At 37.1% G+C, this 20501-nt stretch carries 22 protein-coding genes; 6 read left to right on the forward strand and 16 right to left on the reverse strand.

Translation table 11 applies throughout. From position 1 onward, the window contains the following. Positions 1-71: 71 nt before the first annotated feature. Both HXN26_RS00980 and HXN26_RS00985 read right to left on the reverse strand, forming a co-directional pair. Positions 72-503: a hypothetical protein gene (locus tag HXN26_RS00980; protein ID WP_273158218.1), complete on the reverse strand. Its 432-nt coding sequence runs from the start codon at positions 501-503 to the stop codon at positions 72-74. 46 nt (positions 504-549) lie between these two features. After that, positions 550-1110, reverse strand: coding sequence for a DUF416 family protein (locus HXN26_RS00985; RefSeq protein ID WP_273158219.1), 561 nt, complete (start codon positions 1108-1110; stop codon positions 550-552). 253 nt (positions 1111-1363) lie between these two features. Here HXN26_RS00985 and HXN26_RS00990 point away from each other — a divergent pair, with 253 nt between their 5' ends. Together HXN26_RS00990 and HXN26_RS00995 are read left to right on the forward strand one after the other, a co-directional pair. Further along, the gene (locus HXN26_RS00990; RefSeq protein WP_273158220.1) at positions 1364-1915 is read left to right on the forward strand and encodes a DUF6078 family protein; all 552 of its coding nucleotides are present in this window, start codon (positions 1364-1366) and stop codon (positions 1913-1915) included. Positions 1916-1986: 71 nt separating this feature from the next. After that, positions 1987-2121: a hypothetical protein gene (locus HXN26_RS00995; RefSeq protein ID WP_273158221.1), complete on the forward strand. Its 135-nt coding sequence runs from the start codon at positions 1987-1989 to the stop codon at positions 2119-2121. A gap of 174 nt (positions 2122-2295) precedes the next feature. Here the strand turns inward: HXN26_RS00995 and HXN26_RS01000 are convergent, their stop codons facing one another. The 4 genes from HXN26_RS01000 to HXN26_RS01015 form a co-directional block, all read right to left on the reverse strand. Then, positions 2296-2913, reverse strand: a complete 618-nt coding sequence (locus HXN26_RS01000) for a hypothetical protein (protein ID WP_273158222.1) — start codon at positions 2911-2913, stop codon at positions 2296-2298. Between the two features lie 89 nt (positions 2914-3002). Beyond that, positions 3003-3590 carry a hypothetical protein gene (locus HXN26_RS01005; protein ID WP_273158223.1) on the reverse strand — a complete coding sequence of 196 codons (588 nt, stop codon included), beginning with the start codon at positions 3588-3590 and terminating at the stop codon, positions 3003-3005. Positions 3591-3702: 112 nt separating this feature from the next. Further along, on the reverse strand, positions 3703-3990 hold the full coding sequence (locus HXN26_RS01010; protein WP_273158224.1) for a hypothetical protein: 288 nt from the start codon (positions 3988-3990) through the stop codon (positions 3703-3705). 128 nt (positions 3991-4118) lie between these two features. Beyond that, positions 4119-5054, reverse strand: coding sequence for an RsiV family protein (locus HXN26_RS01015; protein ID WP_273158225.1), 936 nt, complete (start codon positions 5052-5054; stop codon positions 4119-4121). A gap of 164 nt (positions 5055-5218) precedes the next feature. Here HXN26_RS01015 and HXN26_RS01020 point away from each other — a divergent pair, with 164 nt between their 5' ends. Next, positions 5219-6163 carry a Gfo/Idh/MocA family protein gene (locus HXN26_RS01020; protein WP_273158226.1) on the forward strand — a complete coding sequence of 315 codons (945 nt, stop codon included), beginning with the start codon at positions 5219-5221 and terminating at the stop codon, positions 6161-6163. A 351-nt stretch (positions 6164-6514) separates the two neighbouring features. Here HXN26_RS01020 and HXN26_RS01025 read toward each other — a convergent pair whose 3' ends face one another. Beyond that, positions 6515-6955, reverse strand: coding sequence for a hypothetical protein (locus tag HXN26_RS01025; RefSeq protein WP_006045902.1), 441 nt, complete (start codon positions 6953-6955; stop codon positions 6515-6517). A 208-nt stretch (positions 6956-7163) separates the two neighbouring features. Here HXN26_RS01025 and HXN26_RS01030 point away from each other — a divergent pair, with 208 nt between their 5' ends. Next, positions 7164-7790 (forward strand): hypothetical protein, encoded by a 627-nt coding sequence (locus HXN26_RS01030; RefSeq protein WP_273158227.1) that lies wholly within the window; start codon positions 7164-7166, stop codon positions 7788-7790. A gap of 99 nt (positions 7791-7889) precedes the next feature. Here HXN26_RS01030 and HXN26_RS01035 read toward each other — a convergent pair whose 3' ends face one another. The 6 genes from HXN26_RS01035 to HXN26_RS01060 form a co-directional block, all read right to left on the reverse strand. Then, positions 7890-8078, reverse strand: coding sequence for a hypothetical protein (locus HXN26_RS01035; protein WP_273158228.1), 189 nt, complete (start codon positions 8076-8078; stop codon positions 7890-7892). Positions 8079-8177: 99 nt separating this feature from the next. Continuing rightward, entirely contained in the window at positions 8178-8489 is a 312-nt protein-coding gene (locus HXN26_RS01040) for a hypothetical protein (protein ID WP_273158229.1), read from the reverse strand. A 53-nt stretch (positions 8490-8542) separates the two neighbouring features. Next, complete coding sequence (locus tag HXN26_RS01045) at positions 8543-9130, reverse strand: hypothetical protein (protein WP_273158230.1); 588 nt, start codon at positions 9128-9130, stop codon at positions 8543-8545. A gap of 106 nt (positions 9131-9236) precedes the next feature. Continuing rightward, positions 9237-9722 carry a hypothetical protein gene (locus HXN26_RS01050; RefSeq protein WP_273158231.1) on the reverse strand — a complete coding sequence of 162 codons (486 nt, stop codon included), beginning with the start codon at positions 9720-9722 and terminating at the stop codon, positions 9237-9239. Between the two features lie 104 nt (positions 9723-9826). Continuing rightward, positions 9827-10294, reverse strand: coding sequence for a hypothetical protein (locus HXN26_RS01055; RefSeq protein ID WP_273158232.1), 468 nt, complete (start codon positions 10292-10294; stop codon positions 9827-9829). 271 nt (positions 10295-10565) lie between these two features. Further along, complete coding sequence (locus HXN26_RS01060; RefSeq protein WP_273158233.1) at positions 10566-11828, reverse strand: hypothetical protein; 1263 nt, start codon at positions 11826-11828, stop codon at positions 10566-10568. Between the two features lie 395 nt (positions 11829-12223). On the opposite strand from HXN26_RS01060, the gene HXN26_RS01065 reads away from it, so the two are divergent. After that, positions 12224-12640: an SMI1/KNR4 family protein gene (locus tag HXN26_RS01065; RefSeq protein WP_273158234.1), complete on the forward strand. Its 417-nt coding sequence runs from the start codon at positions 12224-12226 to the stop codon at positions 12638-12640. A gap of 248 nt (positions 12641-12888) precedes the next feature. Here the strand turns inward: HXN26_RS01065 and HXN26_RS01070 are convergent, their stop codons facing one another. After that, positions 12889-13305: a hypothetical protein gene (locus HXN26_RS01070; protein ID WP_025000560.1), complete on the reverse strand. Its 417-nt coding sequence runs from the start codon at positions 13303-13305 to the stop codon at positions 12889-12891. A 280-nt stretch (positions 13306-13585) separates the two neighbouring features. Here HXN26_RS01070 and HXN26_RS01075 point away from each other — a divergent pair, with 280 nt between their 5' ends. Beyond that, positions 13586-14341: a DUF481 domain-containing protein gene (locus HXN26_RS01075; protein WP_273158268.1), complete on the forward strand. Its 756-nt coding sequence runs from the start codon at positions 13586-13588 to the stop codon at positions 14339-14341. Between the two features lie 374 nt (positions 14342-14715). On the opposite strand, the gene HXN26_RS01080 is transcribed toward HXN26_RS01075, so the two are convergent. Continuing rightward, the gene (locus tag HXN26_RS01080; RefSeq protein WP_273158235.1) at positions 14716-17763 is read right to left on the reverse strand and encodes a Por secretion system protein; all 3048 of its coding nucleotides are present in this window, start codon (positions 17761-17763) and stop codon (positions 14716-14718) included. 989 nt (positions 17764-18752) lie between these two features. Further along, on the reverse strand, positions 18753-20297 hold the full coding sequence (locus HXN26_RS01085; RefSeq protein ID WP_273158236.1) for a DUF438 domain-containing protein: 1545 nt from the start codon (positions 20295-20297) through the stop codon (positions 18753-18755). Positions 20298-20501 lie beyond the last annotated feature (204 nt).

The following is a 20501-nucleotide window of genomic DNA, read 5'->3' on the forward strand; positions in this document are numbered from 1 at the left end:
TGGTTATTCCTTACTGTCTGTTTCTTAATACAAAACAGACTGTAAGATTGCACAATTCTTTCACAATGAAGTTACGATAGGTCGAAGAACCATTCAAGGAAAGTATTGAAATCGGGCCATTGGGGCTTTAATTTGCCTTGCTGAAAGTCCTCGTACACCTTCCCAAGAGTAAGTTCTAACACTTCGCCCGTATTCCTATTGTAGAAGAATCCGCCCTCTCCTTCAAAGCTATCGAGCGGTATGTACTCCTCTGGCAGCTTGAATATAGACCTCATAGACTCTATTTGCTCGTAGTAAATCGAGTTTATTGCAAACCAACATACGTTGTATAGCTCGGCACGTTTGCCCAAAAACGTTACCTGATTCGTATAAATGTGAAACTGAGCAAAGGGTGTTTGAAGGTCAATACCTAAGTCTGACATTACTTTTTGATAGGTTTCATCTTCCGTTCCATCGTAAAATTCCGATTCTATCAGGTAGTTTTTTATTTTCTCCGACAGCATAAATATGATTTTATATAAGTTTATTTTCTATTCTTCTTTCAGGCTATTAGCCTACAGCATACTGCATTATGGTTTCTTTCAACGCCACGACGTCAGTTTCGTCGAAGTTATTTTCCATTGCATCTATCAGCTTTATAATTTTCTTTTGCATTGCTATTTCGTGTAAAATGAGCAAGTCTGACGATTCATTTCCCTTTGAATCAAATGCCATAACATCAACAGTTTCGAGTATTTTAAGTCCGCAATAGTTCATAAAATCGCTATTCTGCTCTTTCGTAAAGCGCATACAATATGCCAATGCTATAGCTGCGTTCTGTGCAAATACAACCTCTTTGCTTCCGTCTTCATCGGTATCGGGTATCAGAGATTCGATAAATGCCTCTTCTTCTTTGCTAAATCTCATTCCAATATAGGGGAAATAGTCTATTATACAGCCTCGAAACAGCTCGTCAGTTATGGCACTTGCTGCAATAAAAGCAGGTTCTTCGTCTCTGCTTTCGAGAAACTTATAAAGGTTGTTCTCTATTCTTTTAACGCAACAAACACCAAACAAGAGTTGCTTATGTGGAGGCAATGCTGCAATCAGGTCTTTTATTTCGTCGTTCATTTCAAACTATTGGTTGTTCTGTTTCCCCCAATGGCGGAGTTTCAAATCTATTTTTCTGTGTTGCAAAAGTGTTTGAAGTCGCACATTTGAAAGATTCTGTTACAAAGATAATACTTTTTGCCGAACTATGCAAACGATAACAAATATAACACGCAACAGGCATAGGAATGGTTGTATTGTGTGCCTATCACCAGATTACTACCCTATACTCTATCCGTAAAAACAGCATTTTAGCAGTGTGTTTGCAGTAACTTTGCATACAAAGATCAGCCGTCTGACGCCATGCAGGACATGGTTTTGGGTGGTAATGGTGGCTGTATTTATCATCAATATATTAACCTTAAAATTATTATTCATTATGTCTGAAAAGGAAATTCCATTTGGCTACGCTTCGTGCTACGCCACTGACGCACAGTGTTCGAAGGCTGCTAACTGCTTAAGAAGGAGGGTGGCAGAACTTAAAAAGATGCAAAACGAAATGCCTAATACCGACTTCTGCATATCGCCTGCCTATGTAGAACGAGTTGAAAAGGGACAAACGTGCAGCGAATATCGGTCCATTGACTTGCAGAAATATGCACGCGGCATGAGTCGGTTGTTCGATAACGTTACAAAACGACTATACCCTGACGTGCGAGAAAGGGTAATAGAGGTGTTCAGTAGCAGGCGTTCTTTCTACTATGCGCTGCGCGGCGACGTTCCCATATCGCCTGAAGAGCAAGTCAAAATAGCTGCTGTATTCGACGAATACGGCTATTCGGCACCGCAGTTCGATAGTTTTGAGATGTTGCACAACTGGGATTAAGAAGAAAAGGAGCATGTTCTACGTGTTCCTTTTTTATTGTCCTACTCCATGAAAACACCTTTGCAAAGATAGTGCAACCAGCTTGCAGCATTGCTTCTGCTGCTGTGCAGCAACGTTGCCCACCACTCGGCAGTAAGGTTGCAAGGGCTTTGCAGCAAAGTAGGCAAAACGATGTTGCAGCCTCATCGAAAGCAGATGAAAGTTGAAAAAGACTGATATACGATGATAGTAATAAAGAAAATGCGTTGTTGTTGGTAGGCAATGAAATAGTCTTTGCCTACCAACAACAACGCATCAACCCTTTCGACACATTCTGTTGGCCCAAATATCGAAAGAAGAGGGGGCTGCAAACAGAGCGGTCAAAAGACTTTATCGCCGAGTTATTTCTTCTCTTTATAAACTACTTGTTCGTACATTGAGGTAGACTTTACAATGTTTTCCAAGCTTCCATCAGGGCGATAGTTAAACGTATGGTATATGGTTGCCGCTGCTTTTCCTTCCTCATCGTATTGCTTACGTTCTATTTTTTGCAGCTTATTGGTATCGTCATAGAAGTAATATTGCTCGCTGCCGCCATATCGACCCTTCGATAATGCTTTGTCAAGCAGTCCTCCTTCTTTCAGATAACAGTATGTAACGTTTTGCAATTTCTTCCTTTCGTTGTATTGTAACGACTTGAAAAAACCTGCTTCATAAAGGAGAAACTGATAATCAAACAGCCCTTCTATCTCGCAACCTTCCTTAACTTCTACTATCTGATTGGCTTCGTTAAAGCCGTAAAAATAGAGGTTGGTCTTGTTCTTAAGGCTGTCGAGATTCTTAACAGGCCTACCCTTTTTCATTCCAACCATCTGAAACTCATAGGGGAAGATATTGTATCCAAAACCTTTATAAGGTTCTGTGCGCACAACTTGTGCCTCTACGCTCTCTTTAAGCGCATTGAACATGTCTTCTGTATTATATTTATCGTACTCTTCTTTTAATTCGTCTTGACTCATGTTGAAGTTATTTTTAGTTTTAAACCTACTATTTTATAACTCTTGTTATAATTATGATTGGACTTAGTCGGGGTTATTCTGCTGGTTTGTTATGGATAAAGCGGCAGGTTAAAAGTGTACTTCTCGTCTTCACGAGGGTCGTTATATTCTGTAAATTCAGCCGTATTCTGGAAGTCGAACCCGTAGCCGTAAATAGTTTTATCGTCGTTAGTATGCTGCTTATGTCCCGAAATAGACACACGATATTTGCCTTTTTCGAGGGTAATTCTGAAGCCTTTGTTCAGTGTTTCACCATCTAAGGTCTGATAAGAGAGGCGGTCTGATGCAGCTTTCTTAAACTCGCTGACCTTAAAATTGGCGAAACTGCCAATAGAACCAATCCATATTTCGCCATCTTCAACGTCAAGATTGAAGCCATCGTAGGCGAAAACATTTTCCCAATTGCTTTGTGCTATTTCGTCAGAACCCACCATTATGTCGTAGTCTATACAGTCAATGGGCAGGATAGGTATCCAAATTCCTTCGCTTAACGACTCGAAATACAAATCAGGATTATTCTGAAAGACTTGCAAGATGTTCTTGCTTTTGACATTTTTGATTGAAAGAAAGCGCTTTAAAGAAGCGATACTAACAACATAGATGCCATAACCCGTGATGGATAAAGTTCTTCTTTCCATAGCTAAACTTTTATTTTTATATCGTATTACCTACGTGTTTCATCAGCTGAATATACACCTTTCGGAGACGATAAGCGCTCATACAGAATATTGTAACTTTCGCTTTAGTGCTTCATACCCATGCTGCCTTGCATTCAAAACGGAAATAATTGGCGATTATTGTGTCGTTTTCAGCGGAATAAAGCCCGCCATGCATGGTGTATATCTTACGTAATTGCTGCTGATTGGTGCGGAAAAAGCTGTTTGTTTTCTGCTTTTTTGCTGCGTGCAAAGATATTTTCAAAAGTACTGCAATGGGTGTGCAGCAAAGGTGCGACAGCATTTCAGCACTGCTGCCGCCCACGATGCAGAATGATTGCAGGGGTATTGCAGCAAAAACATAACGGCTTTTAGGCAACATAAGAAAAGCCTTACGACGATGTGCGCACAATGTTATTGCTGTCTGTTTGTACGTGTATTGTTTATTAAAAGTAAACCGCCTGCTACCTCAAAGTCTTTCTTTAAAAATAGCTCCGTACCACGATGACATTATTTATCAAGCTCTGCAAGACGGAGAGCTTCGGGCGTTAAGAAGTTCTTAATCTTATGATAAGGAACTACAAAAGTGGGCATTCCTATGACATAAGCACCGACTTCATAGAAGCCATAGGTAAAAACAACTCCTTCTGGAGTAAGATAAACACCATTATTGGGTAGCGGTATAATTCCATTTTCAACGAAAAGGAATCCCATTTGCTCCTTAACATAAGCTTCGCGTGACTCTTTATCATTCTCTTCAAAGCCATCCATATCTCTAAAATAGCTTTCTATGCCTTTTCTAAGTATGGTTTGTAGTTTCTTTTCGCTATGTGGTTTCAGCACATTTTTGAGTTTCTTGCCTGTCTTTTTATCAAAGTTTACACCATATTCGTAAACAATTCCATGCGCACCACCTAAGTAAGAACCATAAGTAGAAACGTATGTAACGTAGCGATTTGTTTCGTTATCCAGCAACACAAACATTGAAAGGTCAGGCTTCCACGCCACTTCTTCGTCTTTAGAGCCTTCTAAAATGCGACTCAAATTCTTAAAAGCAGCCTTTGCATAATACTTTATCATACCGTTACCATCGGCAAGTTGCTTGTAAGGTTTAACTAAAATGTCTTCATCTTCATATATAACCGTACTTTGATGCATTTCAGATGAGAGGTAAACACGCAATGAATCGATTAAAGGACGAGGTCCTGAAGTAGGGAAAGAATAAACAAATAGTAAGTCAGCTGTCTTTGTATGATATTCCTTTTTTATCGAATCAACAACGAGAGGAACTTCCTTTTCTGCTACAATAGGATCTGAAACTTTAGAAAGCGATGCCACAGAATCGCCCAATTTCTTTACCGATTTCGCTTGATTACCCTTACTACCAACATTTATTAAAACTAATATAAGAGCGGCAAAAATTAACAAATATCTTTTATTATTCATTCGTATAATGCTTGTTAAGAGAGCACAAAAATAGTCATTTCTCCCCTATTCTGCAAAATATTGCCTACTTTTGTTGCTGTAGGTTAGTAAAAGGAGCATGTTCTTTCGGTCTTATATCTAAATCTAATCGTACCAAAGGACATTCTATTAAAGTAGAAAGAAAAATGAAAATCAGTATTATAGGAACAGGCACGATAGCTAATGAAGTTATCAGAATGCTGAAAACAGAAGTTAAAGGGATAGAAATTACGAGTCTCTTCGCACATAGTAATAAGGAAAAAGCGCAGGCTATTGCAAAGTCAAATCGTATAGAACGCATCTATACAGACTATTCACAATTACTCAAAGACGATGATGCTGATTTCTTATATATCGCCTTAATCAATAGTGTTCACTATGATTTTGCACGCAAAGCATTGGAAGCTAAGAGGAATGTTATTATTGAAAAGCCATTTACAATGACTCTTCAAGAAACTGAAACATTGGCTTCTTTGGCACGGGAACATCAGCTTTACCTCTTCGAAGCTATTGCACCGCTTCATACTCCTAACTTTCGTCTTGTCAAAGAAAGCCTAAAACGCATCGAGCCGATACGTATTGTGCAATGTAATTTTTCGCAATTTTCGAGTAAATACGAACGTTATTTGCAAGGAGATATAGCTCCAGCATTTAGTCCTGAAATGGGAGGAGGCACGTTAAACGACTTAAATGTTTATAATATTAACATTATGGTTGGACTCTTCGGACGTCCTGTTTCAAAACAATATTTTGCAAATCGTGGACACAATGGCATTGATACATCTGGTGTAATGGTGCTTTCCTACCCTTCAATGACTGCAATTTGCACTGCCGCAAAGGATTCGAGCAGTCCTTCTTTCATTATTATACAAGGAGAAAAAGGTTGGATTCGCATACCAACAACAGCCAATGAATTCAGAAGTATAGAGATTATGAAGCAAGGAAAACTTACCAGCTATCAGCGCAATGCATACGAAAACCGACTTGCTCATGAATTTGTTGATTTTAAAAATATATGGGAACGAAAAGATTATAAGCAGATGGAAGAATGGCTTGAGACATCTATTGAGGTTATGAAAGTAATGACCTAATAACATGGTTTATATTAGCTTTGAATGGATAGATATAATGCTTGAATTATAAGACAATCGAAACTACCTCATCATATCTTAATATCTGCAACCACATAATATTTAAATTGCAACCTACAAAAAAATGTTTTATCTCTTGAAAAGATAAAACATTTTTTCTATGATACACCACGAGCGACTGCTTTCCAATTAGTTTTGTTCAGTATTGCCATCAGTTCTGTTCGCCTTTTCAATTGGTTTCGTTCAACTTTTCAGTAGGTTTCGTTCAGCTTCTCCATCTATTCTGTTCACCTCTTCCATCAGTTCTGCAATACTTTTAAAACACTTTTCTTTTAAAAATAAGCTACCAAATCATTTCATTTCAATTCCCATATTCTTCATTCTATTCAAAAGAATGGTACTGATGTAATTTCCTTTATTCCTACTAATACAAGCAGTTGCAAAGGTCATTGGGGAAACATATGTCACACCTCTATAGGTTTCATCAGTTAGAACAGGCATACTATAATATACATTTTTCTTGTTTTCTAAGTCAATAAACCATTTGCCACCAATATATTTTTTGAAAGTTTGTCCAATATAAATGGTTAGATGGTCTAACAATTCTTTTTGCGCTATTAAATCGTTATGGTCATTAAAATTATCAAGAATCCATCTTTCTAAATCATCTAACGACTTCTTACTATAATCTAATACTAAACCATGTTCCTTGGCAAAAGTTCCAGTGAAGTATTCCATCTTATCAGAGATAAAGAATATCCACTCTTGAAAGTTTTCTTGCGTATATCTCATAAATATATAATTATTTACCTTTGACAAAGGTAAACAAAAAGATTCATAACTCTGACAAGATTAACGAATGTTAAGTTACGATCTGCAACAACATATTTTATAAAATATAAACCATGCTAATCCAAAACAAATAAGTATATTTGCAAAAGTATATATTCATAAACTGCACAAAGATATTTTTTATTACCATATAAATTTAATAAAGCAGATGAAAAAATTTATCATACTCTTTTTACTTTTAACTATTATATTTCCGTGCGCTGCACAAAACTCAAATAAAATGAAAGCACCTGAGAAGTTTAATTACAAATATTATAAAAGTAAACTTTCGCCCAATACATCTATAACAGAATATACAGAGGAAGATGGAACGGTTGTTAAAGTTAGTTTTGATAAAGACGTTAATGTCATTGAAACGATAAAGCCATTAACCTTTAAAGCACATATCAAAATGTATCATAAAAATGGTTTTTTAGATACAGAAGGTGACATATTGTATTGTTCAAATATAAGAATTGGCGTTTGGCGTGAGTACGATAAAAAGGGTAAACTAATAAAAGAAGAAAACGAGGACAAAAAATTTGAAAACTTAAAAATAAAACCCAAAGATTTGCTTCTTTGGATGGAAGAAAAAGGCTGGATAGATTTAACAACAGGAAAAGGACAACAAACCAGTTGTATGAGTACCCCTTTCCGCATTTACTTCGTACCAGGAAAGAACAATCATGCCAAATGGTACATAGAACGTATAACAATGTATGGATCGGAGGATTTTGTTTTAGATGCAGAAACAGGAGAACTAATTTCTACTGAAAAAATTTACAACAGAGAATAGTTCTGACTAAAGCAGAAACGACTATCTCTACCTGAAGTCGTTTCTCTGTCATTGGAAAAAGAGATAAGAACTTTTCTCAAGATTCAGCGATATACTTTTTTATTGCTCTAACAAAGAAGCGATTTGTAAAAAAGCACTTTTGCTATATTCGCCTAATGTTCCTGAACCGATGATTGTATTTAAAGTTTGTATTATTTGCTGGCGGACTTCGGCTGGAATTGGTTCGTTTGAAACAAGAAGTCTTTTAAGTTCCGTCTGAAAATTTAAAATTGATTTCTTTTTAGGCACTATTTGGGGCATCGAAAGCAAGAAGTTCCACCTATCGTCCCAGTTGGAATATTGAGGAAATGAACTAATGTATAACGACACATAATAATTTACTTTCTTCTACTTTGTGCATTCTTTAAAAAATATGAACATTTCGGAGGACGGAGTAACCTCATAACGGCATACGATGTTCCCTAAACTCGAAATGACGTTTATCAATAATTTTAGATTGTTTTGGTAAACCTTGCCTATTTCGAATACACTTGTAATTAAAGATGAATCGGTTAAAACTGGAATGTAATTAAGCGAGTACTCTTTTCTTGGAAACTTCTCAAACTCTTCTATTAACTCTTCTAACTGTGTTTCGTCATACGCTTTCCAATTACACAGTTGTTCTTTAAGTTCTGCTAAATATTCCAGTTGCTGATTCATAATTTAATATCGCTGTAATCACCAAATACAAAAATTCTTAAATCTACTTCACACTATATTGTTTTTAAACACTCAAATGTTAAGAACGAATGGTCGAAATCTAAATTCATTATTTTTTCTTTGTAATCTTCGGAAATGACAATATTAAAGGCTCCTCCCCATTCTTGTAGTCGGAATACTTGTGTTTTGGGTGGGATTTTATTTTCTTTTAATACGGGTTTAATAAAGAAACGACCACGTTTATTTTGCCAATCTGCAATTTTGGTTCCTTCTGGCCAACGTTCTATTTCGGATAAATCCCAATCAACACAATCTATCGACTTATCGTTGTTCAACAACAGGTATTTATTATTTGCTTTTTTACTTTCGATAACTACCATATTATTTTCTTCGTTTAGCGAAAGGATATCTGAAATTAAAGCATCAAATACGATAAAGTCTGCACCTATCGAATTTATTGGGGGTATTTTACCATCACGTAGAGTTGTATATTCTATATGTTTTCCGTTTCTTAACAAGTCTGCCTCTTTAAAAAGCTTTGTACTTGTTATCTCAATATTATCTATCCAAAGTGATGACGAAATATTTTCGTATTTCGCCCATTTCTTACTGCTTGGAGCTATTCCTAACTTATAAAACATTTTTTATTACGTTTTAGATAATATCTAATTCAACTATAAACTACAAGTGCTGCAGACATAATATTTGCTAACTATTAAACTAACGAAGAATAGTTTGCCGCCCAATTTATGTTTCTATATTATCTGCCAACAAACATATTTTTTCAATTCTCTCTCTTTTTTTATGAGTCTTCCATCTCCCGTTTTCATCTTTGAATTTAAAATTGTATCGTTCAAACTCACATTCAGACAGTTTGTATTTAGTCCCATCTGATAACAGAAAATACTCCTCGTCAACTATCTTTCCTAATCGAACATTTAAGAGTTTGGCTCCTTTTTCTATTTGCTGATGCCAACCCGCTAAGTCTTTATTGTAAGAAAATCCATAAAAATAGCTGTTCAACGGCGTAATAATGATAAAATTACTATTCAATACAGCACCACTCTGAGGAAGAAACGGACGATATGCATCTATTATTTTATCAAGAAGTCCACTTCTGTCTCGTTTTATTATATCATTTTTACCATCAGGAATTACATCACCTGATGGTACTTCAGCAAAAAGATATGCTCTTGTTTCTGTATCTTTTATTCCTTCAAAGTTTATTCTCATAATATAATTGTAAGTTGTCAAACAAAAGTGTACAACTGCAAATGTAGCTATTTATTTTCTTATTTTTCATATTCTATCTTTATTAGTTCCTTTCTTAAGAGAGTTTATTTAAGTTCTGATACTTCTTTCCAAATGTTGCGTAACTCTTTTTCGTATTTAGTTGCCTGTGCTATGTGTGTTCTTTTTAGGTATTTACCTAACTCCGTAGGCTGTTCTTTTAGTAAATAATATTCGATTAGAAATGAAACTAAAAAGTTTTTATAGTAAGGAAGTTCTTCAATGGTATGAGGTTTATCGTCGTCTGAAATTTCTTCTCCTCTAGGATATTCATCATCATCTTCAAAGTCAAATTGCATTTTTTTATCTATAAAGGTCATTGCTTCGTTCATGTTTGAGCCAAGTAAAGATTCTAAATCGTCTATTTTAACTTGCGCTGCCTTTAACATTTCATTATCATAATCTAACAATGCGAAAGGAACAGTATTATCAATCTCTATGCTACTGATTTTCTGCACACTTTTCAGGAGAACTTCATAATTTTCTCCGTTTATAAACTCATTTATGTTATTCATATTGCCAAGTGTTTGTCCTTTATTCAGTGTCGTCATATTTAGGTGCAAGACTTAAATATCTGCGTAAACAATGTATACTCTAAAGTACTGATTTACAAGAAGTAAATTGCCATGAAAAATTTATAATTATATTTTAGCAAATTTATAATAATAAATTACTCGAATTTTAATTATAAATTTTTATTTTATAATTATAGATTTTAAAGCGATACGTAATCAATGCAAAATCGCATAGCAAAGTCCTCTAAATTAAGTATGTATTTTGTTTTACTTACTCTTTATTCCCTATACTATTAAGGTACGTTTTAACATCTATATCATATTCTTCGTAGACAGAATCGCATATCTCCTTGAATTTAGGAAGATTGAAATACTTCTGTTCGTAAAGATATTTGTAGAAGTTTTTATTGTAATATAGCTCTTCTCCAAAAAAAATTGGATTCGTTTCTTTATACTTTGCCCTTAGTTTATACAAATAATATCCGAAATAAGCTGCTGCCTTATATCGTTCCTTTTTTGTAAAGTCGAAATACCAAGCATAAGTGTCTTTAGTTCCATCTTTTATGAGGAATCCTATATAATTATCAAGCATTGCTAACCATAAACTATTCTTTTCATTTACTGGTAAGCGCAGAAGAGACTTTAATAAGCCTTCTCTAAGTTCCATGTGCGGTTTGTTATAAAATATTTTACGTATGAAGGTGTTAAACATACCAGATACACTTCCGTCTTGATCATATCTATTTAATATATCTGCTAGAACAACATTATTAATTTTTTCGTTCGTGTCGTAACCATAAGTCTTAAGAAGACCTATCAATGATAGCGGAGCATTTTGTTTTAGCCATAAAAAACTGGCTTTATCATCGTTTAAGAAGAACTTATTAAGATGCACTATTTCATCGTTTAAACTAAACACGACATTATGCTTCTTTTCTTTTAAGTAATCTGCAATATATGTTGTTGGTAAAATAAAATTATATCCTTTTACATAAATATAATTTGAAAATCCATATCTAATATAGTTAAGTTCCTTTTTATCAATACCATCTTTAGCTACCTCATCATACCACCCAGCATCAAGAGGTGGTATAGAAAAATAGTGTTTAGTTTCATTGATTATTGGAATTTTCTTCCTTTCTTGCATCTCCAAGCCCAATATTTTTAGTTTATTCTGAAATTGAGTTGCAGACAAAGGCACAAATCCTCGCTTTATCAAATCGTTAAAAGCATAAGGAATTAAAGTTTTTATGTACTGTTCATTATTTGGAAACCATTCTGGCTCTTCATAATCATCACCTTCGGACTCATCAGCTAAAGCACTTTTATAATCTTGTATTAGCGAATCCATCCTTATAGAATCAAATGGCAATATCATATCTTCTGATATTCCCAACTGTTGTTGAATTGCTAAAGGCAAAGAGGATTTGTTTTCGGAAATATTCGCTTTCGCTGGCTTATTGTCCTTAATATTTGGTTTATTACTGCAACCCAATAAAACTAAAAATGGGATAAGTAAAAAGTAATTTTTCATTTTTCGTTGTCTGATTTATATTCTTTTCTGCCACTTTCTATTCACCTTTTAACTTTACGGATAAGGATATTACTCAATTATATGTGGCCCTTCTCTCGCTGTTTTCAAGGGAATTTCAAGTTGGTTCAAATTCTTTATCTTGTCTTGATGATACAAACTTACATCATTATTTCAAATTATGAAAGACTTTGAGTAAAAAAATTGCAATATAAAAAACATTCATTTCTTTTCTCGTTATGCCATTGGTACGACATCATATTGCAGCGATAATGGTTTTAAAGGCATTGTATTGGCGCAATAAACAAAAATGATTATCTTTGCATATTAGTGCTACTATACAACAAGTATATGTGCATTGAAGAGTAACGATATACAAATAAAGTGTTTAAAATGGTATGAAATTCGAACAATACGAACAGCAACTAACAGCGGAAGAACTTACAGCATTTGAATATCAATATGATATTGCACTGCCAAAGGATTTCAAAGAGCATTATTTACAATACAATGGAGGTTATCCTCCTTATGAAAATGTAAAGGGAAAACAGCACCTTTTCACTATCAACAGCTTCTATCCGATTAAATATGGTGTGCTTCCTATCGAGAAAATCATAAGCGATTACGAAAAAAGCGGCATTGTTTTCGAAGACAAAATACCTTTTGCTTACGACAATGGAGGCAACATTTACCTTATTTCGGTGGCACAAAACACGTATGGATACATTTATATTATAGAAGCAGAATGTGCTGAAGACAAAGCATTTGTTTTAGTTTCAGAATCCTTTACCGACTTTCTTAATTCGTTTCACTAATACAAAAAGAAGATATGTGCGGCTTTTTGACAAGATTATGTAGATGTAAACAAAGAGTTGAAAAGCCTGTATTACTCTTTATAAAAGAAACAAACATAATTATAAAGAGCCTACAAAAGTTGCTTAAAATTAGGCAAAAAAAGAAGTCTTCAATATTTCTTAGTTTAAAAAAGAAATAAAGAAGACTATCTTTACCTATCAATTTGTAATGTCGTTTTTATTCTATTGTTTTACGTTTGTTCTACCTTTTATTGGTTTACAAACTCGATTCCCTTGTTCAAATTATCTAAACGATTCTGCAGATTAGCTATTTTCTTTTCCATTTTACTCAACTTCTGCTGTACTTTTTTCAACTTTTTGTTAGCTTTCTTAGCTTCTTTTAGAGCCTTAATCGTATCTTTAGCATCCTTTACAGTACCCTTTGCATCAGTCGTATTAAAGTCTGTTGTAGCTATATCTGCATTTGCATTCGCCTCAGCAGCAGCTTGAGTGATGTCATTATAGGTTGCTTTCTCCTTCTCATAATCAAGCTGAAGCTTATTCAACTTAGAGGTTAGTTTCAGCACTTTTTGCTGTTCTTTTAATGTTTTTACTTTATTTTCATCCTGAGCAAAGCCAGTTACAGCTGCCAAGATCATTATCCCAATTAACAAAAATCTTTTCATAACCATATTAATATTTAGTTTACGATGCAAAGATATGGATATTTTTTGGAATATGCAACAACCTTTACATATTTTTTTTCAGTATATAACATTTTCTTAAAATATAATCCCTACCTTTGCAAACAATAAAATATATAAGGTAAAAATAAAAGGAAAGGATATGGAAAATAACGTTTACATTAAGAAAAAAAATTATCTTCAACATCGTTTATCATTATTTTTGTCTCATCAAACCATTAATAATAAAGCGCATTTTGGTAAATATGCCTTTATTATAATTATGCTTTTTGCTGCTATTCCAATGAAAGCGCAAATGCTTTTCTCCGAAAATCTTACGTTAGACATAGATAGTACGAAGACTATTCAAGGCTCGTTACAACCTGAAATCGACTTTAAAACAGAGAAAAAACATGTGTTCACCATTAAGAATACGGCTAATCTGAATGTGTTGATAAAGCAAAAGCGCATTATAAACCTTATCAACAAATTAGAAATCAATACCGTTGGCGATAAAATAGCTGTGAGCGAAGGACACGTTCATGCCGAATATCGCTACTTGCTTTACCGCGTTTTCGAAGTGTATCCTTATGCAGAGTCGCTTTGGGCAGGCAGTCGTGGCATGGTTTTCAAGTTGTCTACTGGTCTGCAAGCACGCTATCGATTTGTTAATACCGACCATTTAAAGTTGTTTGCGAATACTGCTTTGTTCTATGAATTCGAGAAATGGGAAGACGTAGACGCCCCTACTGGAACCAATTCTTATTTATATAGTCGTTCCATCAAGAACCATTTGTCGCTTACTTTAGAATATACTATCGGCGAAAAATGGGACCTTATCGCTACCGCCATACACCAAACAAAGCCTAAAGATTATTTTAGGAAAGCACGATTTGGGGGCGCAGTAGACCTCATCTACCATATAACGCCAAAGATTGGTATACGTGGCGCCTATCGTTTCATCTACGATAGCCACCCTATTGTATCTATTGGAAAAAACTATACGGCTGTAAATGCAGGACTCGACATTGCTTTCTAAGGCATAAAAACCTAACGATTGCAACGCAAAACGAATGCGGAAACATGCTCGTTAGGGCAATACAGAAAGCCGATAAAGGTGTAAAGATTTTACAGGATAGATTGTTTTGTGTAACCTTCTCTTTATCAACGCATTGCAATACCCATTGTTTTGCATTGTAAAAGAGCCTATATTGCACGGTAATAGTGCCTGTTTTGCGCTCCAAAATAGGCACTATTGCATTGTAAAACAATCTGTGCCGCTTTTTACTTGTGTTTTTCTTTACAAACAGAAGGGATTTTATGGGCATACAATAAAAGGGGCGAAGGTTGCCTAATCGGTACCTCGCCCCTTAAAATAAAGGTTATCTCACCACTTTTTATATTCGCTTTTACTTAGTTATTGATAACTATCTTTTGTGTAAAGCGACGATTATTGCATTCTATCCATACGATGTAAATGCCCGAATGAATGCCTCTTAGCGGAATGATGCCATTGGTGCCCTTAGCCACCAAATGTCCATCAACAGCGTAAAGACGCAACTTTCCTTCTACATTTAGACGGATAGCAGACTTGTCTACCGACAACATAGAGTTGCTGAACAATGGGTCTATGCCAGCAGTTAAATCTACTACGAATGGCGCCGAAGGCTTCGACTCTTTGCCATCGTTAAAGTAAGCCACCACAGAATAGTCGGCCTTTTCGAGCGGTTGCTTGTCTATGAAGTGCGTAGCCTCGTCCGGAATGTAGTTAATATTGAGCTGAACGCCGTTTCTAAATACGTTGTAGCCCACCAATTCGTCCTCTGTTTCCGCTGTAACATCAACAGGTTGGTCGTTTACGTTGCCCGTTATCTTCCAGCAACATGAGCCAAGTTGTGGGTCGCCTTCGTAGAAATCCCACACCGTTTTCCATGTTTTTCCGTTGTCTTCTGAGTACAAATCGCTCTTACCATGGACGAAAGCGGTTGAACTTTCATAGCTTAATGGAATTTGTTCGGCACTGTAATCGTGCACCTTAATGCCCACAATAAGTTCTTTTGTGCCGTCTATCTTAATAGGTTTATCCAACTTTTGCGTTGTGGTTTCGTTGAACTTGATGTCTTCCATCTCTTGTTCGCAAATGAGTTTTCCATTCTCGAACACAACAACAGCGGCATGAATTTCTTGGTCTTCGCCCACATCGTCGTAGTAATTGATGTGCGCTGATACAGAAGTAAGATACTTTCCGTCGTATGGTGATAGTTCGGTTGGTGTGAATTTATTGGCTCCAATAAGTTCCTTACCCTCGTTACCCAGTGTATATCCTGGCGATTCGGGTTCGCAAATATAACTTAGCGCATAAGCGTTGCGAGTGTTCTTCCACATTAAGAACACTTCTTTGTTCATTACTTTTCCCGTGAGTCCTTCTGGCGCTTTAACGTCGTTGCCGCTTCCTATCATGATGTTATCGAGATAGAAATAGTAGCCCAGCGCTCCCTTTCCATGCTTGCGGAATCGTAATTGGAAGGTTTTTCCAGCGAGTTGCTTACTTAAATCTGCGGTCAAAATTCCTTCAATGCGTGGCAATTGTTCTACGGTCCAATCCTTACCCGACTGCCATGTGTTTCCACCATCAATGGTATATTCAATGCTAAGTGTATCTTTTGTAGCATCGAAGTCCTTTCCTTCTTTCACAGCTTCCTGCTGACAAAGGATTAAGAACGAGCATTTCACCTTCTTAGCCTGGCTCGCATCGAGTGGTCTACTTACCAAACTGGCTGAATAAGGAGTGAATGTGCAAGCGCCAGTTGATAGTCCTATCGTACCATCATGACCTATTTGGGCCGCTACGGTCCACTCTCTGTCGGCATAATCGCCATAATCCGTGCTTGTTGTCCAATAGTTTGCGTTGAGCGAACCACGTTCAAAGTTCTCGAAAAGTGGGAAGTAATAGCTCTCTGGAATGGCTATTTCGATTGGGTTTGAGCGTGGAGAGAGCATCTCTTTCCCCTCTTTATCGTTGTAAATTGCCTCTATTGAGAAGTTACGATAGCCTGGTTCAACATCTTTCAGTGTAGTTGCCATCTCGTCATTCAGGTCCTTTAGAGTTGCCGCTTTTTCTCCGTCGCAATACACATTATATCCTTTCAACTTCCAAGTGCGGTAATTTGTCTTATCCTTCTTCCATGTAAGGCTCACTTGGTGAAGCGCTTTCGATTCGCCATTGGGCCTGTCTGGTGTTGCAGGAATTTCCACTTCGTGTTGCTTTACACTAAGGAACCACGCATTAGGAGTCTGCCCTAATGCTGTATAAACGTCTTTATTACCTGCTATTATGTTGCCATTTGCCGATACAGAACAAGGGAAAGCCTGTGCTTGATCCTCGTAGTTCAGTGGGAAAGACGAGCGCAACTGCGGATTGAAAAGATAGGTATAGTAAGTGAAATCGAATATTCTTCCAGACGAATGTTGGTACCAAAAGTTCCTGTAATAGCCCATTCCACCCATACCAAGCGCACCGTATATCATTGCACCAAACACGTCTCCACTGTCTGTTACAGTAGGAACACGCATTTCGTCGTTGCTCTCAAAAGTGGGCAAAGTAATGGTTTGAGCTTTTGAAACATCGTAAAGGCGATAGTCGGAACGTGCTGAAAGCGACACAATAAAGTATTTTCCGTTAGGACTAATGTCTATCATGCGCATCTGTTTTGCCTTAGCAAGCTCGACATCGCTGCCCGTTGGCGTTACAACATGGCACTGTCCGTCTACCCAATAGCATGCTATCGACGAACCTTTGCTAATGGCTAATCCGCCAATCGTACGGCCGTCGGACGACACATTCAGTGCTAATCCGTAACTATATCCCTCTGGCAGGGGCAGAATATCCAGCTTCCAAGAGCCGTTTGCGGTGCGTGTCCACTTGCAAGGGTGGCTGTATGCGAAGTTTGAATACTTGCAATAGCCCACAACAACCTTACCATCGTTAGACAACGAGCAGGCAAACGTACCGTCTTCGTGCTGCCTTATCTTCGTAGTATCGATGTCGCCATAAGGCAGTTGGGTAATTTTTCCGTTCTCATATACGGCTGCTACGTTGGTAGGAGCAACGTCGCCGTAGAACTCAACAACGTGTTTCAGGTCCTTAACCGAGCCGCAGAGCATTCCATTATCGTTTACATCTCTGAACAAACCGCTTGTTTCCCACTTTCCTGGGTCGCTGGTTGTAATCCAATTGAGTGTCTCTTTGCTCATGTTATACACGAAACTCTCCGTTCCCATGCCGAATTCTACCTTCGTTGGATTGTATCCTACAAGATAGTTTCCGTTAGGCGACATTGCTAAACAATAGGTGTTATCGCCTAACAACTTTACTTCGTCGGCTCGAACACCGCAGACAAAGAGCATGAGTAATAGTAAAAGAGTTGGTCTTTTCTTAATGATTGCTTTTTGTTTTTCCATAATAAACGTTTTTAGTTCTTTAATTTAGAAAGGGCATACTTTCGGTAACGCAAGCTATCAGACAACATCCAGTTGGCTAATACCTGTTTAATGTCAATTCTGCTGCTTATCTTCGCGCGATAAAAAATATAAGATAAGCAATGTAAGACATATTGCAAAGATAAACATTATAATTGAAATTATTATGTTTTTCAGAAGAAAATTTCTCAAAAAATCGCTGTTATCGCTAACAGCTTAAAGTCATACAACTATTTAACATGAACAAAATGAAGGTACAGGGGCGGCTTATCTGTTATATTGTTATATAACAGATGTAACGCTATAATACGCTTCTAAAAATGTTAACGAATATAAAACGCAGAACTACATTTGTTAAATAACGAGCGTGAAACATGGGCATGAAGGCGGAATTTGCACACGAGTGAAAGATGATTGGCAAATAACGGCAATTTTGATGTGCATATATAAGCAGCTGAAAGTAAGGCTGTTGTATCGCAATATAGTATATCTGTGCAACGAAAAGAGGCGTATTTGCTCGCAAAACGAACAGTAGAGGTAACGGATAGGACTAAAAACTGACTGTAATAGTGCCTATTTTGCAACGCAAAACAATGGGTTTTGCACGGCAAAAGGGCCTATATTGCAAAGCGAAAGAAGCTGTTTTGCAAAATGGAACCGATTTTCTTAAAAAATAAGAGCGTTTTTATTGTTTCACGATTCTATTTCGTTGATTTTACTTAACCGTTTGAGTTAAACATTTACACACACTTTTTAACTCTTCCTCTCTCCTACTTCGGGGTTCTATTGGCGCTTTTGTTGCAGTTGGTTTGAACATATAAAAGTACGAATATTGACTTATCGAAGGGCATAACTCTCGGTGCTTCGTACTTTGAATGGTACGTAATGGACATAAAAAAAGCCTGTGGACGTGCATCAACGCAGTCCACAGACCCATTAATTAGAGATATATATTAATTATAAAATGAGTCTTAATTTATGAGCGTCTTTATGCCCTCAACGAGCTTGTCAAGTGGTATTCCTGAGCGGTCGCTCATTGCTTGCACGTCTACCTTGCCTATCATAAGTTTGCCGAGTGGCGTATTAAGCATCTTAAACTTAGGGTCGAGTTCTGGCAAACGGCTTTTAAGAGTCGGATATTGCCTAAGAAGATCTTTCAAACGTGTCTGTGGTGTAATCTCCGTAACGGGCGTTGTGTCTTCTGATTCAACCTCTGTTTCTACTCTTTCTGTATTCGATGGTGGTGTTTCGGCAGACTGTTCGGTAGCTGCAGGCGCCCCGTTGTTGTTCCAAGTAAGTAGGGTTTGCGAGCCTTCCATCGCTCTGATGTGGGTGCAATCTTGCATCATTTCAAGCACACCGCGGAACTTTCCGTCCTTATCGCGTACTGGTACGTATATAATATAGATGAAAAGACCTGGCTTATTTATCCAAAATTCGGCCTTATCTTGCTCTCCGCTCTTCAGCTTATCGATTACTTCGCGAACGATATGGGCGCTTTTGCGTGGGTGACAGTTCATTACTTCACGCCCAATTACATTCTTACTGCGTGGGAAAACACGGTGATCGGTGTCTGAATAGAAGCAAACCAGCTCGTTCTCGTCCACGTATGAGATGTCGATAGGTAGGTGTTTGTATATCAAGTTTATCTGTTCCAGCGTCAGTTTGCCCGTTGCAACGTCGAGAACTTCGCTGTTTGGAGTGGAATATCCGTACTTAGAGAGAAGCGCTTGCAGGTCGTTGGCAAAGTTGTTCTGCCCTTCTGGCGTTGCTTCGGTCTTTGTTTCGGCAGACTTGTGTTCCACTTCAAAGAAGGCAAAGCCTATTTCCTGGTCGCCACTCTTCATGTCTTCAAACTCTTTTTCGCTGATTAGCGCCATCGAAGTTGGGTATAATATGAACTCTTCCTTCTCTATTAGGTCGCGCGTATAGAGCAAAACACGTTCTTGTTGCTTTATAAATGCGTCTTCATCGCCCTCTCGTAACAAGCGTTCAGCCTCTCTAATCTCGTCACGAACCATATCATCGAAGGTCCACATCGTTGTTGTTGGGCGTGTAAAACCTTTCTGTTCGAGCACTGGGTAGAGCTGATTTTGCTTGCGCTTGTAGTGCAATGGGTACTTGCTAATCTTATCGTAGAGTTCCAACCATTGGTTTTTTATCATTGGATACTGTACCAAATCCTCTACCGCCAAGAGCAAACGCTTCATCTCTTCGTTCTCTTTTAGGTAGTGCATGATGGGGTGATCGGCTGGAAGATTAGGCATTGTGTTGTCTATTTGGTCGCCGAGCATGTCTATAACAGCATGTACGTCTTCGCGGATACACTCGTCTTCGCTCTCCTCAGTCATTGTTTGTTCTATATAAGCAACGTGGTAGGCACTTACTTTTCCTACTCGTTCCTTTATCAACTGCTGTGCTTCAGCTGCCGATAACTTACCTGCCTTAAAGTCATTCTCTATGTCAAACAACGCTTTAAGCTTTTCGGGGTCCATTGGTGGTAGGTATTCTTTCATCTTATAATCCTTTTTTTGTATGGTTTTACTATTTGCAAAAGTAGCTATAAATAACTGAACGACAGGTAACAATTGTTACTTTATGGACATAAAAAAGGTTAAAAGATAATGGCGTTTCATATAGATTCAAACGAGAAATAAGTACGAATATCTACCAAAACATGCGTAATTTGATAATTGTATAATTGGGGTGGCAAGAAAATA

This window comes from Prevotella aurantiaca, from assembly GCF_015262605.1.
GTDB lineage: Bacteria > Bacteroidota > Bacteroidia > Bacteroidales > Bacteroidaceae > Prevotella > Prevotella aurantiaca.